Raw genomic sequence first — 15,951 nt, forward strand, 5'->3', positions numbered from 1 at the left:
GATCCGCCGGTCCGGTCGCCCCCGCGCCGGCGCCGCTCCGATGCGGCCCTGGCGGGACCACTTCCGGCCCTGGTCGCATCGGCTGCGCGAGCTCACCGAGATCGGCCTGCGGGTCGACGGGGACCGGCTGGACGCGCTGGACCGCCGGGCGGTCGCGGCGGTGCGGCAGCGCGCCGAGGCCGACCACCTGACCACGGCCCGGGAGGCGGCGGAGGCGTACGCATCGGCCCACGCCGGACTCGCCGCCGTGCAGCACGGCGCGGTCGAGCAGGAGCTGGCCGTCGTCGCCCGCTCCTTCTACCACTTCATCGGGGGCTGGCCGGAGCCCTGGCAGGTCCGCACGGCCGACGGTGTCCGGGAGTGCCCACAGTGCGGTGACCTCACCGCCGTCGGCCACGACGTCACGCCGGCGGCCGGCACCGGGCCCCGACTGTGCTATCTGGTCTGCTCCCGCTGCGGGGAGGTCCTCTCCGGCGCCGCGGAGTTCCCCGCGACGGTCCGGGTCACGACACCGGCCGAGGTGGCCTGCGGCGAGCCGTTCCGCCTCGTCGTCGAGGTCACCGCCCCGGCGGACCGGGCCGTCGCCGTGACGGTCGGCGCCGCCTTCCGCCGGCAGGACCTGCTGCGCTGCCGGCTCGACGGGATCACCTCGGTCGAGCTGCCCGCTGGCGCGCGACACACCCTCGAACTGACCGGGAACAGCGACCGGGACCGGACCATCCCGGACCTGCACACCATCGTCGTCCTCGTCGCCGTCGACGGCGCGCTCCGCTGCCTCAGCCGTGCCGTCTGGCTGCGGGCCCGACGCTGCTGACGACCGCCGCCACACCTCGCCCGACCCGCTGCTCAGTCCGTTGTTGGAGGCCCCGCAATGACCACCCGAGACACCGGATCGCCCGCCGCGCAGACGTTGACCGGCATGTTCGCCACGAGCGTGCGGACCTGGCCGGACCGTCCCGCCGTCAGCGACGACGACACCACCCTCTCGTACGCCGAACTCGACCGGCGCTCCGCGGCCCTGGCGGTCGACCTGCGGGCCCGGGGGATCGGCGCCGAGGACCGGGTGGGCCTCTACCTGGACCGTTCGGTGGACCTGGTGGTGGCCGTCCTCGGCATCCTGCGGGCCGGCGCCGGCTACGTCGCCGTGGACGCGCGGTACCCGGACGGCCGCCGCGACCACATGCTGGTCGCTGGCGGCTGCAAGCTGGTGGTGACCCGCGCGGACTGGCAGCAGCGCATCGCGCACCTGGGTCTCGATGAGCTGCCCTTCCGCAGCACTGCCACCCCGGCGGCGCCGGCCGTGGATCACGCCGAGTCGGCCGGGGCGGCCAGCGTGCTCTTCACCTCCGGTTCGGCCGGCAAGCCCAAGGCGATCGTGCTGGAGCACCGGAACATCGTCTCGTTCGCCGCCAACCCGAGCCTGCCGGAACTGGTGCCGGACGACCGGGTCGGTCAGATCTCCAGTGTCTCCTTCGACGCCTTCCACTTCGAGCTGTGGACGACGCTGTACCGGGGTGCGGAGCTCGCCGTCCTGCCGGCCGTGCCCGAGCTGCTGGCCGCCGACTTCCGGCGGGAGATGCGGCGGCGACGGATCACCGCGATGCTCGTCCCCACCATGGTCATCAACCAGGTGATCCGGGAGGACCGGGACGCCTTCGCCCCGCTGCGGATCCTCCAGGCCGGTGGTGACGTCCTCCTGCCCTCGGCCTGCCGGGACCTGTTGCACGGCGACTTCCAGGGCGAGCTGTACAACCTCTACGGCCCGGCGGAGGCGACCACCGCGTGCACCGCGCACCGGGTCACCGTCGAGGACGCGGAGCGGGACACCATCCCGATCGGGCGGCCCCTGGCCGGGGTCACCGTCCTGCTGCTCGGCGACGGCACGCGGGCGGTGCCGGACGGCGAGATTGGCGAGATCCACATCGGCGGTCCGGGGGTCGCCCGGGGCTACCTGGACGCGCCGGAGCTGACCCGACAACAGTTCGTGGCCGGTCCGCGACCCGACGGCCCGGACCGGCTCTACCGCACCGGCGACCTGGCGCGCCGCCGCCCGGACGGGGTGCTGGAGTTCGTCGGGCGGACGGACGGGCAGGTGAAGATCCGCGGTTACCGGGTGGAGCCGGGCGAGGTCGAACGGAGCCTGTGCCGCAGCCACGGGGTACGCGAGGCGGTCGTGGTGCCCAGCGGCGAGGGCGAGGACCGGCACCTGCTCGCCGTGGTCGTGCCCGCCGAGGACACCACCCTTCGGGAGATCCAGGAGTTCGCCCGCGCCGAACTGCCGGACTACCTGGTGCCCAGCCAGTTCGCGCTGGTGGAGGAGATTCCGTCAAACGAGCACGGTAAGCGGGACATGGCGGCCCTGCACGGCATCGCCGACCGGGTCCGGGAACGCCGGGCGCGTCACGTGGCGCCGCGTACCGAGGTTGAGCGGTATCTCGCGGAGCTGTGGGAGGAGCTGCTCGGCGTCGAGAACGTCGGCGTGAATGAGGACTTCTTCACCCTCGGCGGGCACTCACTGCTCGCCTTCCGGATGCACAGCCAGGTCAAACGCAGGTACGGGGTGTCGGTGGAGCTGGCCGCGGTGCTGCGCGACCCGCTGCTGTCCGACGTGGCGGCGCTCGTGGAGCGGGCCCGGGCGGGCGGACCCGGCGCGTGACCGGCCCGTCCGTCCCGGTGGACCTGACCGACGTCGACCTGTTCGTCAGCGGTCGGCACCTGGACGCGTTCGCCTGGCTCCGCGAGCACCGCCCGCTGCACTGGAACGAGGGCGCCGACGGCAGCCACTTCTGGGCGCTGACCCGGTACGAGGACGTGCACTGGGCGTACCGGGAGCACGCCTCGTTCGGGTCGGCGCGGGGAGCGATCCTCGGCGGGTCCTTCCGCAGCGACGACGACACCGCCGCGGGCCGGATGCTGGTCGCCAGCGACCTGCCCCGGCACCGGCTGCTCAAGCAGCAGATCGCCCCGGCGTTGTCGGCGGCCGTCGTGGACCGCGTCGGCGACCAGGTGCGGATCCTCATCGACAAGGCCGTCGGGCAGGCGGTGGCGGCCGGCGGCTGCGACTTCGCCACCGAGATCGCCACCGAACTGCCGGCCGGTGCGCTCATGGTGGTCTTCGGCATCGGCCACGACGAGGCGCACCACCTCATCGGACTGACCCGGCGGATGGTGGGCTTCCGCGACGAGGCGTTCGTGGACACCGGGGGGGATCAGAAGCTGCGGCTGGCCTGGACGCAGGCGGAGATCTTCGAATTCTTCGCCGACCTGCTCGCGCAGCGGCGCCGCAATCCGGCCGACGACCTGGTCACCCTGCTGCTCAACGCGCGGGTGAACGGCCGACGAATGTCCGAGGAGGACATCTTCTACAACTGCATGAACGTCGCGGTGGGTGGCAACGAGACGTCGTCGTACACCGCCTGCCACGGGATCGAGGCGCTGGTCGCCGCCCCCGACCAGTACGACCTGCTGCGCCGGCGGCCGGAGGCGCTGACCGGCGCCATCGAGGAGATGCTGCGCTGGAGTTCGGTCAACGCGTACGTCCAGCGGGTCGCGATGCGGGACGTGGAACGCGACGGGCACCTCATCCGCAGGGGTGACTCGGTGACCCTGTGGAACGTCTCGGCCAACCGCGACCCGGCCCAGTTCCCCGACGCCGACCGCTTCGACGTGACCCGCAGCCCGAATCGGCACCTGTCCTACGGCGCGGGCATCCACCGCTGCATCGGCGCGCCGACGGCGCAGCGGGAGCTGTCGTTGCTCTTCGGCGCGCTGCTGGCCGCCCCGGGCCGGTTCCGCCTCGCTGGCACGCCCCGGCGGCTCCGCTCGAACTTCATCCTCGGAACCACCACACTCCCGCTGGCGGTCGGCTGATGGCGGCCGGACCGGGCACGGCGCAGGCCGGCGGCGCGCGACCGGCCGGGCCGACGTGGCGGGTGACCCGTACCGCCACGGCGACCGGATCGAGCGGGTGGTGGCCCGACATGCCCGGATGACGCCGGCGGCGGTGGCCGTGCAGCAGGGCGAACGCCGGCTCAGCTACGCGGAGCTGGTGTCGCGGGCCGATCGGATCGCCGCAGCACTGGCGGCGCGGGGGGTCGGACCGGGTGACGTCGTGCCGGTCTGCCTGCCCCGCTCCGTCGAGCTGGTCGCGGTGTTGCTGGGGGTGCTGGCCACCGGCGCGGCCTATGTCGCGATGGATCCCGGCTGGCCGGCTGACCGGAAGGCCACGGTCTTCGACGGCACCCGCTGCCGCCTGCTGGTGGCCGACGACCCGGTGCCGGGCCGGCCCGGTCTAGCCGTCGCCAGCTACCCGGACCTGGCTGCGGGCTGGGACCGACCCGCCCCGCGTACCGGGCTCGACGGCGGCGCGCCGGCCTGTGTCTTCTACACCTCGGGCTCCACCGGCCGCCCCAAGGGAGCCGTCTCCCCGCACCGCGGCACCATCCGCACCCTGGTCGACCACCCGGACATCCCGCTGGACCCGACGACCGTCTTCCTCCAGGCCGCGCCGCTGCCGTGGGACGGCCTATCGCTGGAACTCTGGGCGCCGCTGCTCAACGGCGGTCGCTGCCAGCTCCTGGACGCGCACCTGCCGGCACTCGACGTGGCAGGGCTGGCCACGATGGTCGAGCGGGGTGTGAACAGCCTCTGGCTGACCAGCTCGCTGTTCAACGTGCTCGCCGACGAGGCGCCGGAGCTGTTCGACCGGATCCAGCTGCTGCTGGTGGGTGGGGAGCGGGTGTCCGCGCCACACGTACGCCGGGTCCTGGACCGGTTTCCCGGCCTGCGGGTGGTCAACGGGTACGGTCCCGCCGAGAGCACGATCTTCACCACCACCCACGTGATCCGCCCGGACGATGTCCGCGACCCGGACGCCGACGTGCCGATCGGCCGGCCGGTGCCGCGTACCGGGATCAGGCTGGTCGACAACGAGGACCACCCGGTGCCCGCCGGGTCGGTCGGGGAGATCCTCGTCTCCGGTGACGGCCTGGCGATCGGTTATCTGGGCGACCCGGACGAGACGGCACGCGCCTTCGTGGAGCTGGCCGGGGTACGCCACTACCGCACCGGCGACCTGGGCTGTCTGGACGAGGAGGGGGTGCTGCACTACCGCGGCCGCGCCGACCGGCAGTTCAAGGTCAACGGGGTACGGATCGAACCAGGCGAGGTCGAGTCGGTGCTCGTGGCCCACCCCCGGATCGCGACCGGCGCGGTGCTGCGTCTGGAACTCACCCCGGGCCGGCCGGAACTCGCGATGGTCTACCGCAGCCACGACGGCCTCCCGCTGACCGACGCGGAGCTGCGCGCGTTCGCCGCGCCACGACTGCTGCCGGCGATGACTCCGACGGTGTGGCGGCACGTCGACCGGCTCCCGCTCGGCCCGACCGGCAAGGTGGACGGAATCGCCCTGCGGGCGCTCGCCGAGCAGGCCGTCCTCGCGCGCCGGGGCCCGGAGGCGGCGGTTCCGGCCAGCGCCGCCGATCCGTTCCTCGCCGACGTACGGCGGGTGCTCGACGCCCCCCACCTCGCCGCCTCGGACGACGTCTTCGCGGCCGGCGCGACGTCGCTGGACGCGGTCCGGCTCGCCCTGCGGGCGATGCGCCGGCTCGGGCGGCGGGTCACGGTGGCCGACGTCCACCGGGCGCGCACGTCGACGGGCTACGCGAGCTGCTGCGGGGCGGGCCGCCGATCGGGGCAGCCGTCCCGGTGGCCGACGAACCCGAGGGCGCCGGCGCGCCGCTCTCCCACGCCCAGACCCGGTTCTGGGTGGCCGAGCAGACCATGCCCGGGGCGGCCGACAACGTCGTGGTGCTGGCGTACCTGCTCGACGGGCCGCTGGACGCCACGCTGCTGGACGCCGCGCTCCAGGACGTGGTGCGCGGCCACCCGGCGCTGCGCACGGTCTATCGGTGGACGGGGCGGCTGCCGGAGCAGTTCGCCCTCGACCCGGCCACCGCCCGGGTGAGGCTGGAACGCCGCACGGTCCCGGAAGACTGCTCCGACCCGGTCGAACTGGCCCGACTGGTGACCGCCGACTGGTGGCGGCGTCCGTTCGACCTGGAGCGCGAGGTGTCGCTGCGGGCCCGGCTCTGCCGGCTGGCCGAGGACCGGCACCTGCTCTGCCTGAACATCCACCACGTCGCCTTCGACGGCTGGTCGGAGCAGCGGCTGGTCGAAACCCTCGGCGCGGCGTACCGGGAGCGGGCGGCGGGGCGTGTCCTCGCCTGGCCGAGCGGTCCGTCGTACGCCGACTACAGCCGCTGGGAGCGGCGTGGGCTGAAGCAGTGGGCGGAGGAGGAGCTCCCGTTCTGGCGGCAGACGTTGCGCCGACCGACGGCCCCGGTGCTGCCGGCACCGGGGTCCACCGGCGAGACGGCCCGCCGGGACCTGGTGGCCCGGGTGCCCGCGGCCGAGGTGGCAGCGCTGGCCGGGGTGGCTCGGCGGCACGGTGGTCCGGCGGTGACCGCCCTGCTGGCCGCCGTGGGCCGCGGATTGGGACGGACCTTCGACGTTGCGGACGTCTGCCTGGGCACGGTGACCGCCGGCCGGCCGCACCCGGACCTCGACGACGTGGTGGGCTACTTCGTCAACCCGTTGGTGGTTCCGGTGGCGGGCGTGCGGGACGAGCCGGCCGGCGCCCTGTTGGACCGGGTCGTCGAGCAGACGGCGGCGGCGATGCGACACGGCCGGTTGCCCTTCGACGAGTTGGTGCGGGTGCTGGCGCCGCCGCGCGACCGGCACCCCTGGTTCCAGGTGTGGGTGGTGGTGCAGCACGCGCCGCCCTCGGGCGCGTTCGCTGGGGGGATCGCCCTGCGGGCGGTGCGGGTGCCAGCGCCGACGACGGCCCTGGAGCTGATGTTCGAGGCGTTCCCGCAACCCGACGGCGGCTGGGAGCTGGTCATGCTCCGCCGGTCGGACGGGATCGACGACGAGACCGCCGGTGGGCTGTTCGGCGCCGTGCGGATTGCCATGGCGGAACTGGCCGGGGAGCTGGCGGCGGAGGCCCGCGCCAATCAAGATCGAGAATGTTGACAGCGATCAACATGTGAGACAAAATCATATTTACCGCCACAAATCGGCACTCAGACCCAGTTCCTCTTCCGCAGACGGGAGGCGAGTGATGACAGCGACCACACCGAGCACTTCGAACACCCTCCCGTTCTGCGGGCTTCCCAGCACGCCGGCTGACGCCATCGCGCCGGAGGCGGTGGCTGCCGTGATCGGCGGAGGGCACAGCCTGGGCACCCCGCACGAGGGCACCGAGAACGGTCCGTTCTTCCTCCGCACCCTCTCCCGGGCGTACACCTGGTCGGCCGAGACACCCAGCGTGCTCGACCTGCGGGCCGGCGCGTCGCTCCTCGACGGCGTGGTCGATCTCGGCGACATCACCTTCGACGGGATGTCGCTGACCGAGGCGCTGGCCGCCATCGAGGCCGTCGTCAGGGCGTTGCCGCCGCACGTCGCGCCCTGCCTGATCGGGGGTGACCACTCGGTCACCCTGCCGGTGGTCCGCGCGTTGTGCGCCCGCCGGGACCGGCCGTTCCGGGTGGTGCAGTTCGACCACCACCTCGACCTGCAGATCTGGGACAAGGGCACGGACCGGTCCGCCGCCGCCCGGGAGCCGATCTTCAACACCAACGTGATGTCACACGTCGCCGACGAGATCGGCCCCGGCGGCCTGGTGCAGATCGGGATCGACCCGTACGCGACCGTCGAGGCGGTGGCCGCGCCGGCCGTCCTCGACTACCTGGCCACTGTGGGACGCCAGATCTGCCTCACCTCGCCGGAGCTGGACGACCCGGAGGCTATCCGCGACGCGGTCGGCCGGGGCGTCGACGTCTACCTGACGGTCGACGTCGACGTCCTCGACCGCAGCGCGATGTCCGCGACCGGATATCCCGCCGACGCCGGCCTGACCGTGCGGGAACTCCTACGGTCGATCGACGCGGTGCTGGCCGGGAACCGTTTGATCGGCTTCGATCTGGTGGAGTTCGCCGCGCCTCGTACCGCCCGCGATCCGAAGACGCTCGCCGACGGTGGACGGGCGGTCACGATCATGCTGCATCTGCTGGGCTGGCTGACGCGGCAGTCCCGGCAGGCCCCTGCCCCCAACCCGGGCGAGCACCTCATCACCCCTTTCCCGGAGGCCTGACGATGACGGATCTCAGCATTTCCCGTGCCACCCGGAACACCTTCCAGCAGACCTTCGTCGGCCTCGAGTACGAGACGACCGACGACCAGCCGGCGGACCTGTTCTCCCGGGCCTGCGTCGAGCAGTACCTCGATTTCGACCCGCACCAGTTCGGCTACCTGTTCGCCCAGGTCTTCGAGTCCGAGGTGCTGCGGGAGGTCGCCCTCCTCGAAGGGGTGCCCTTCGAGGAGTTGGACACCCTCCGGTACCAGCCCACCGCCACCATCAAGAACCTCGCGGAGCTGGTCGAGAACAGCGCCGACCTCGACGTGGTGGAGCACGTCAATCTCGCCGCCGCGCTGATCAGCATCTCCCGTTTCGGGATGGCCGAGCGCCTGCTCGCGTCGGCCGCCACCGCCGCGCGTACCCCGCTGGAGACCTTCGAGACCGCCATGTTGGAGTTCGTCGTGTCCAACCGGCGCGACGACGGGGCGGCCTCCCAGCGGCCTTCGGCCGGATGCGCGCGGCCATCGAGTCGCGCGCCCTTCCCCCGGACCGGGTGATGGACGCCTGCGCGCAGGGCGTGGTCTGGTTCCTCAAACGACGCGAGCTCTCCGAGGCGGACTTCGACTGGTTCGTGGCGACGGGGACCGCCCTGGCCGAACAGCCCGGGCTGGTCGAGCCGGCCGCCCTCTCCTCCTGGTACCGCGGCGTCGCCATGATTCCGGCGGCGAAGGGCGAGGTGGCCGCCACCCGGCGCTACATGGAGCACGCCCGGGCCGCCGCTCGGGAAACGATCACCAAGCGACCCCGGGCCTACGAGATGCACCTGATGAAGACCTACCACGAGTCCTCGCTGAAGGAACACATGTACCTCACCCGGGACGAGGACCGCGCGGAGGAGTCGGGACGCGCGCTGATCGCGATCGACCCGGCCTGGTCCCCCAGCTACGGCGAGCTGGCCGAGGCGTACGTACGGTTCGGCCGGCCCGGCCCGGCCGCCGAGCTGTTCGAGACCGCGGTGCGGATCGGCCCGCCGTACGTCGGTCACCACCTGCTCCAGGCGGCCCGGTGCCGCGAGCGCGCCGGCGACCACGAGCTGGCCCTGGCCCACTACCTGTCCCTGGTGGACACCGCCGAACCCAGCCCTGAGGTCGTCACCGCCGCGCTGGCGCTGGCGCGGCGGCTCTCCCACCCGGCGCAGACCCGGCTGGCGGCCGCGCTCGACGGGGACGCGACCACCGGTCCGGCGGCCGGGCGGGAAGGGTAGGCGACCCGTGCCGCGGTTGGTCACCCCCGACGCTCCGGCGTGCAGCCGGAGCCCACGGTGGCGTCGGGCGGCGTCCGCGACGCGCCACCGACGCCCGCGTTCCGCCACGATCCGGTCAAGTCGGTGCTCCCGGGACGGGCCGGCGAGCCCGTCGACTGGACGGCCGAACCGGCGGTGTGCGGGCACCGGCGGATGAGGTACGACAACCGGACCCTCGGCCGCAGCATCGCCGTTCCGGTCAGCGCCACCCCGGCCGTGGTGGCCGGCGTGGGCGTCGTGGCGGCCAGCGACGACGGCTTCGTACGCCTGCTCGACCCGACGCTGCGCAAGGAGTACTGGCGAATCCGCCTGACCAGTTCCGTCTACGCCTCGCTGGTGGTCGACCGGCGGCGCCGGCACGTCGTCGTGGCCGCCACCAACGGCGAGCTGGCCTGTGTCGACCTGCGCGGTCGGCTGGTCTGGTCGGCGACGGCCGGCGCACCGGTCTGCGCCACCCCGACCGTGCTGCCCGCCGCCGACCTGCTGGTCGTGGCGGCCTTCCACAGTCGCTGCCTCGCCGTCGACCTGGGCACCGGTCGGGTGGTCTTCGAGCACGCGCTGCCCCGCCCCTGGCACGCGGAGCACGACGGGGTCGCCTCCTACCGCGACGCCTATGCCAGCCCGGCAGCCACGGCGGCGGGCACGGCCATCGTCTGCTGCGCCGAACACGTGCTGTGCCTCGGCTCGGACGGCACCGAGCGGTGGCGCACGGAGCTGGGGCATCCGGTCAAGGCGTCCCCGGTGGCCCTGCACGAGACAGGCGAGGTGCTGGTCTGCACGGTCGACGGCCGGTGCCTGCTGCTGGACGCCGAGACCGGGGAGATCCGCCGCCAGGCGGCACTCGGCTCGAAGATCACCGCCAGCCCGGCGGTCTCCGGCGGGGTCGCCGCGGTCGGCCTCCAGCACGACGTCACGGTGGGTCTGGACGTCCGGTCGCTGCGCGAGGTCTGGCGCAGCGACCAGGGCGGGCCGCGCTCGTACACCTCCGTCACGGTGCTGCCCAGCGGCGACTTCGTGGCCACCACGGGCCGGGGGAACATGCTCTGCCTGGGCCGTCGCGACGGCGCCTTCCGTTGGGAAAGCAGCCAGGTGCTCGGCCTGCCCGACCACGAGCCAGCGATGGACATCACCCCCGTCGCCGCGCCTGACGGCAACGCCTACTGCGCCTCGTACGCGGGCGATCTCTACCGGTTCAGATTCCGAAGCAGCGACAGGGGGAAACGGTGTCCATAGATCCGATCACCGCGCCGGACCGGGAGAGCCTGGAAGCACTCGAGCAGACCCTGGCGGGCATGATGTGCCGGCTGGAGACGATCCTGTCGAAGGGCGCGTTGACCGAAGAGGGCCTGGTGGAGATCACGGCCATCTACAACAACGTCGCCTACATCTTCCTCTACCTGGAGGCGAACGAGGAGCACGTCCGCTATGACGGGCTGCTGCCCTGGCGGGACGCCTTCCACGACAACCCGGGACTCGACGAGAAGGTGCTGCGCCAACTGGTCGAGCTGCGCTGCGAGGACCCGGAGGCGGAGGAGTCCCGGCTGGCGTACGTGGCACAGCTGCGGGACAAGGCGGAGGCTGCCGGCCCGGTCGACGACCGGCGGGCGGTTGAGCTCCAGGAGCGGGCCAAGGCGGTGCTGGCCGAGGTGCAGCAGGCGCAGTTGCGGTTCCTCCGTCGCGTCGGCGCGCCCACCGACACCAACAACCCCTCGGCGGTCTTCTACCGGCTGGTGAGCGGCACTCCCGGCGCGTCGACCCGGCACAAGCTCACCCGCGTCTGGACGGCGACCCGGGACAGTCGCCGCGACGAACTCGTCGCGATCGTCGACGAGATGGTGCGCGTCCGGCGCGAGCAGAGCCACGCGGCCGGCCATCCGAGCGTGATCGACCAGGCGTTGACCAAGTGCGGCGTACCTGCCGACGAGGCCGAGGCGTTCATCGCGCGCTACCTGCGGCAGGCGCTGGTCAGCCAGGACCGGCTGGTGGAACGGGTACGCGAGGCGATCGAGACCGAGGGCGATCCGCTGGAGCACTTCGGTTTCTACATGCGGCAGGTCACCAGCGGGGCCCGGGCTCCGCTGTTCCTCCTGGACGAGTGTCTGGCCTTCATCTTCGACGTGGCGCGCAGCGTCTTCGGGCTGGACCTGCGGACGCTGCCCTCGGGCAACAGCCACGTCATCACGGTGGAGGTGACGGCGGACGACCGCCCGGTCGGTCAGATCAACTTCGATCTGTGGAACACCGCTGGCAAGACCGTGGGCGCCAACCACACCAAGGGGCTGCGCAACCGGACCGACTGGAGCAACCTGGTCCAGCATCCCGTCGCGTACGTGTCGTGTCGGTTCCAACAGGACGAGGACCGGACCAACCGGATCACCTTCCAGAACGTGCACAGCCTGTTCCACGAGTTCGGCCACGCGCTCAACCACCTGTTGATCCGCAAGCGGATCTCCAACCGCTCCGGCCTGGAGTACCTGCCGCTGGAGCGACTGGAGCACCTGAGCATGTTCTTCGAGAAGTGGGTGTACCACCCGGCCTTCGCGCGCTCACTCTCCCTCGACGCCCAGGACCGGGCGATGGTGCGGGTGTGCCAGCGGATCAAGGCCCTCGAGTACCAGCGGACCTACGTCGAGCGGGCGGTCACCGCCGCCCTCGACTTCGAGGTGCACCGCCGCGACGACGGTGGCCTCGCCGAGGCGTACGCCGCGTTGGAGGAGCGGTTCGGCATCTCGCGGCACTGCACGCTCGGTGATTTCCCGATGTACTTCACCTGGCCGATGTTCCAGGCCAACCCGGGCGCGAACTTCGCCTACCTGTACGGCGCCTCAGACAGCGTGGAGAAGTTCCTCGTCTTCGAGCCGCTGACCCTGGTCGAGGTCGCCGGCCGGCCGGAACTGCGCGAGATGTTCGCCTCCAGCCTGGACTTCTCCCTGCCCACCGCCACGCCGGACAGCGACGCGGTCTTCGCCTTCTACGACCGGCTGGCCGCTGACGGGATCTCTGCCGAGCCGGTGGCCACCGGAGAAGGAGCCCTGCCGCGGTGACCGAGATTCCGCACGCCTACATTCGTGCCGCGCTCGGCTCCCGGGAACCGGTGCTGGAGGACATCCTCCGATCATCGCTGCTCGACCATCGGATGCCGACGATCCAGGTGGACGACAACGCCGGCCGGGTGCTCCAACTGCTCACCATGCTGCGCCGTCCACAGCGGGTGGTCGAGGTCGGCACGCTGTTCGGTTACTCGACCATCTTCATCGCCCGTGGCCTGCCCGAGGGTGCCCGGATGACCACCATCGAGATCGACCCGAAGGCGGCCGAACTAGCCCGGACCAACCTGGCTCGGGCCGGCCTCGCCGACCGCGTGGAGGTGGTGGTCGGTGACGCCGCCGACCACTTGAGCACCATCGAGCCGGAGAGCGTCGGGATGATCTTCATCGACGCGGACAAGGTCTCCTACGTGCGCTACCTGAAGCTCTGTTTCCCCCTGCTGGAGCCAGAAGGGCTGCTCATCGCCGACGACGCCTTCGCCGGCGGCGACTTCAGCCCCGACCGCCCGGGCACGGAGGAGGACGGCCGCGAGGCCGAGAGCATCCGGACCTACGCGGCGGCGGTCGGGCGCAGCCCGCGGCTCTTCTCCTGTTTCGTGGGCACCCGCCACGGACTTCTCGTCAGCTGGAAGAGGGCCTGAATGTCAGCGAAGACGGCAGTGATCACGGGGGCGAGCGACGGGCTCGGCGCCCATCTCGCGACGCGGCTGGCCGAGGAGGGTTGGCGGGTCACCGGGGTGGGCCGACGGCCGCACACCGAGTCGTCCGTACCGGCGGGAATCGACTACGTGCGACTCGACCTGGCCCGACCGGACGCGGTGGAACAGTTGTTGGACCGGCTCGGCGAGACGCCGGACCTGGTGGTGCAGAATGCGGTCAGCTACCCCGCACCGGGTGATGGCGCGCCGTCGCTGACCGAGATGGAGGACGTCTTCCGGGTCAACGCCCTGACCCCGTACCGGCTCGCCCTCGGACTGCTCGACCGGAAGCCGCCGGAGCAGTTCGTCTCCTGCATTGTGATCAACTCGGAGTCGATCTACCACGCCGACGACGGGTCCGGCCTCTACGCGGCCAGCAAGGCAGCCCTGCGGGTGTTGAGCACCGCACTGGCCACCCGCTACCGATCTCGCAACGCGAGTGTCGCCACGCTGCTGCTGGGGCCGCTGGCGGATGCGAAGAAGGTCGCCCAGCTACGCCGGATCGCGGAACAGAAAGGGCTGAGCGAGCAGCAGGTCACCGCCCTGTTCCTGCGGCGGTCCAACCCCGACCTGGTGATCGACCAGCTGATCGATTTCGACTCGTGTCACCGCAGCGTCGCCTACCTGGCCGGCCTCGGACCCGTCGCGAACGGCATGCTCTGCCGTCTCGACGGCGGTTCCGCTGGGTCGCTGATCTGACGATGAGGTACCGCCAACTGGGCCGGACCGGGCTCAAGGTCTCCAGCCTCTCCCTCGGGGTGGCGACCCTCGGCTCCCGGTGGGGTGACCGCTGGACCATGTCCCGACCGGACGCCGACCACCTGATCGGCACGGCCCTGGACCGGGGGATCAACTACTTCGACACCGCCAATGTCTACAACCAGGGCGAGAGCGAGTCCTGGCTGGGCGCGGCCCTGGCCCGACTGTCGGCCCGGGACCGGGTTCTGGTGTCCACCAAGTTCGGGTACCGCACCGACCCGCGGGACCCCAACAGCGGCGGGTGCAGCCGCGGGACCATGACCACCTCTGTCGAACGGTCCCTGGGGCGGCTCGGCCTCGACCACATCGACCTGCTCTACGTACACCTGTGGGACCGGGTCACGCCGGCCGAGGAGACGTTGGCGGCGGCGGCCGACCTGGTCACCGCCGGCAAGGTGCGTTACCTGGGTCTGAGCAACGTCCCCGGCTGGTACGCGGGACGGGCGGACGTGCTCGCCCAGTGGCACGGCTGGCCCCGTCCGGCCGCGCTCCAACTCAACTACAACCTGCTGGTACGGGCGTTGGAGGGCGAGTTCCTGCCCTTCGTGCGCCACACCGGCACCGCGCTGGTCAGCTGGGGCCCGCTGGCGAACGGACTGCTCTCCGGCCGGTATCGGATCGACCCGGAGCGCCGACAGGTCACCGGCGCGGGCCGGGTGACGGTCAGCTTCACCACCGGTGACGTCGATCCGTTCACCCCGGTCGCCACCCGCGTCCTCGACCGGCTCGCCGACCTGTCCGCCGAGACCGGGCACTCACCGGCGCAACTTGCCCTGGCCTGGGTGCTGGCGCGGTCGGAGGTCAGCACCGTGCTGCTGGGTGTCTCCTCCGCCGGTCAGCTCGCGGAGAACCTCCGGGCGGTGGAGCTGACGCTCGCCCCGGAGGTGCTCGCCGCGCTCGACGCGGCCAGCGAGGTGCCGATCGAACACCCCTGGACCTTCTACACCGACGAGTTGCAGACGCTGGTGCACGGATCCACATCGACCCCAGACGAGACGTGATTGGAGTGGACCATGGTCGTGTTGAACACCGTCGACGCGTGGTGCGCGCTGGATTTCCCGGTGGACCGGTCGGCGCTGCTGGACGACTTCGCGACGATCCAGTCCCTGATCTGGCAGGCGCAGTCGACGGCGAGCGTGGACCAGCGCATCCGGCCGAGAGCCACCCTGGACTGGGCCGTCGTACCGCTGCGGGCGCCCAACGGTGACCCGGACCGCACCGACCCGGGTCTGCCGGGAGAGGAGTACGGGCCGACACCGCTGCTGGGTCGACTGCCCGGGCTGTCCCGGCTGCTCGCCTCGATGCCCTGCGAGACGGCGGCCGTCCGGCTCATGCGCCTCATCCCGAACGCCCAGGTGAAGCCGCATGTGGACAGCTTCTTCGGCCTGCAGTACGGCAAGGTCCGGTTGCACGTCCCGCTGATCACGTCGCGCACCGCGCTGATGGTCTTCGGGGAGCACGAGGTGCACTGGACGCCGGACCGCCTCTGGTACGGCGACTTCAGCCGCACCCACACCGTCCGCAACGGGGGTCCCGACGACCGGGTGCACCTCGTGCTGGACTGCCTGTTGAGCCCCGAGTTGCTGGCGCTGTTCCCGCCCGCGCAGCGCACCGGGCCCATCATGATCAACCGAAGCAGACTCACTCCGCAGCCGGAGCCGCCCCTCCCGCCGGGTGAGTACCCGCTGACCGTGGCCCGGCGGGCGCTGGACTGGACCCGGTCGGACGCGCCCGAGCTGGACCGACCGGTGGCCGTCACGCTGCTCGTCGAGCCCGAGGGCATGGCGCTGCGGATGCCCAGTGGCGTACTCGCCCGCCTGCACGCGGTGGGCGACGGCTGCTACCGGGTCGGGCGGATGCCGGAGGAGACGACGGTCCGGGTGCGCGCGGGCCAGGTCGACATCGTCCGCCGGGTCGGCAACTATTCCACCGTCCATCCCTGTTCCTGACAGTGCCGTTGGCCGCACCACCCGGTGCGGCGAACCGGCTGGCCGACAAGTGGTTCCT

13 protein-coding genes and 1 pseudogene are annotated in these 15,951 nt (G+C 72.0%); all 14 read left to right on the plus strand.

Translation table 11 applies throughout. The annotated features are described in order from the left end of the window. A partial coding sequence (locus tag JM949_RS08030) for a hypothetical protein (protein ID WP_203147802.1) occupies window positions 1–814 on the plus strand: 814 nt, incomplete at its 5' end. Window positions 815–871: 57 nt separating this feature from the next. Next, entirely contained in the window at window positions 872–2,656 is a 1,785-nt protein-coding gene (locus JM949_RS08035) for a non-ribosomal peptide synthetase (protein WP_203147803.1), read from the plus strand. After that, window positions 2,653–3,870: a cytochrome P450 gene (locus JM949_RS08040; protein ID WP_203147804.1), complete on the plus strand. Its 1,218-nt coding sequence runs from the start codon at window positions 2,653–2,655 to the stop codon at window positions 3,868–3,870. The genes JM949_RS08035 and JM949_RS08040 overlap by 4 nt, the downstream gene beginning before the upstream one ends. Before the next feature lie 100 nt (window positions 3,871–3,970). Next, window positions 3,971–5,635: pseudogene (locus JM949_RS36655) on the plus strand (non-ribosomal peptide synthetase); the annotation flags it as partial. Window positions 5,636–5,766: 131 nt separating this feature from the next. Continuing rightward, window positions 5,767–7,032, plus strand: coding sequence for a condensation domain-containing protein (locus JM949_RS36660; RefSeq protein ID WP_309232059.1), 1,266 nt, complete (start codon window positions 5,767–5,769; stop codon window positions 7,030–7,032). Between the two features lie 88 nt (window positions 7,033–7,120). Next, a complete protein-coding gene (locus JM949_RS08050) occupies window positions 7,121–8,152 on the plus strand; it encodes an arginase family protein (protein ID WP_203147806.1) in 1,032 nt (343 codons plus the stop codon). A gap of 2 nt (window positions 8,153–8,154) precedes the next feature. Then, the gene (locus tag JM949_RS08055) at window positions 8,155–8,694 is read left to right on the plus strand and encodes a hypothetical protein (protein ID WP_203147807.1); all 540 of its coding nucleotides are present in this window, start codon (window positions 8,155–8,157) and stop codon (window positions 8,692–8,694) included. Next, window positions 8,649–9,401 carry a tetratricopeptide repeat protein gene (locus JM949_RS08060; RefSeq protein ID WP_203147808.1) on the plus strand — a complete coding sequence of 251 codons (753 nt, stop codon included), beginning with the start codon at window positions 8,649–8,651 and terminating at the stop codon, window positions 9,399–9,401. Before JM949_RS08055 ends, JM949_RS08060 begins: the two co-directional genes overlap by 46 nt. Before the next feature lie 57 nt (window positions 9,402–9,458). Continuing rightward, a complete protein-coding gene (locus JM949_RS08065; RefSeq protein ID WP_203147809.1) occupies window positions 9,459–10,673 on the plus strand; it encodes an outer membrane protein assembly factor BamB family protein in 1,215 nt (404 codons plus the stop codon). After that, entirely contained in the window at window positions 10,664–12,484 is a 1,821-nt protein-coding gene (locus JM949_RS08070) for a M3 family metallopeptidase (protein WP_203147810.1), read from the plus strand. The genes JM949_RS08065 and JM949_RS08070 overlap by 10 nt, the downstream gene beginning before the upstream one ends. Further along, the gene (locus JM949_RS08075) at window positions 12,481–13,128 is read left to right on the plus strand and encodes an O-methyltransferase (RefSeq protein WP_203147811.1); all 648 of its coding nucleotides are present in this window, start codon (window positions 12,481–12,483) and stop codon (window positions 13,126–13,128) included. The genes JM949_RS08070 and JM949_RS08075 overlap by 4 nt, the downstream gene beginning before the upstream one ends. After that, on the plus strand, window positions 13,129–13,884 hold the full coding sequence (locus JM949_RS08080) for an SDR family NAD(P)-dependent oxidoreductase (RefSeq protein ID WP_203147812.1): 756 nt from the start codon (window positions 13,129–13,131) through the stop codon (window positions 13,882–13,884). A gap of 2 nt (window positions 13,885–13,886) precedes the next feature. After that, window positions 13,887–14,945, plus strand: coding sequence for an aldo/keto reductase (locus tag JM949_RS08085; protein WP_203147813.1), 1,059 nt, complete (start codon window positions 13,887–13,889; stop codon window positions 14,943–14,945). 12 nt (window positions 14,946–14,957) lie between these two features. After that, window positions 14,958–15,893 (plus strand): aspartyl/asparaginyl beta-hydroxylase domain-containing protein, encoded by a 936-nt coding sequence (locus JM949_RS08090; RefSeq protein ID WP_203147814.1) that lies wholly within the window; start codon window positions 14,958–14,960, stop codon window positions 15,891–15,893. The last annotated feature ends 58 nt before the right edge of the window (window positions 15,894–15,951 follow it).

The organism is Micromonospora tarensis, assembly GCF_016803395.1.
GTDB classification, from domain to species: Bacteria; Actinomycetota; Actinomycetes; order Mycobacteriales; family Micromonosporaceae; genus Micromonospora; species Micromonospora tarensis.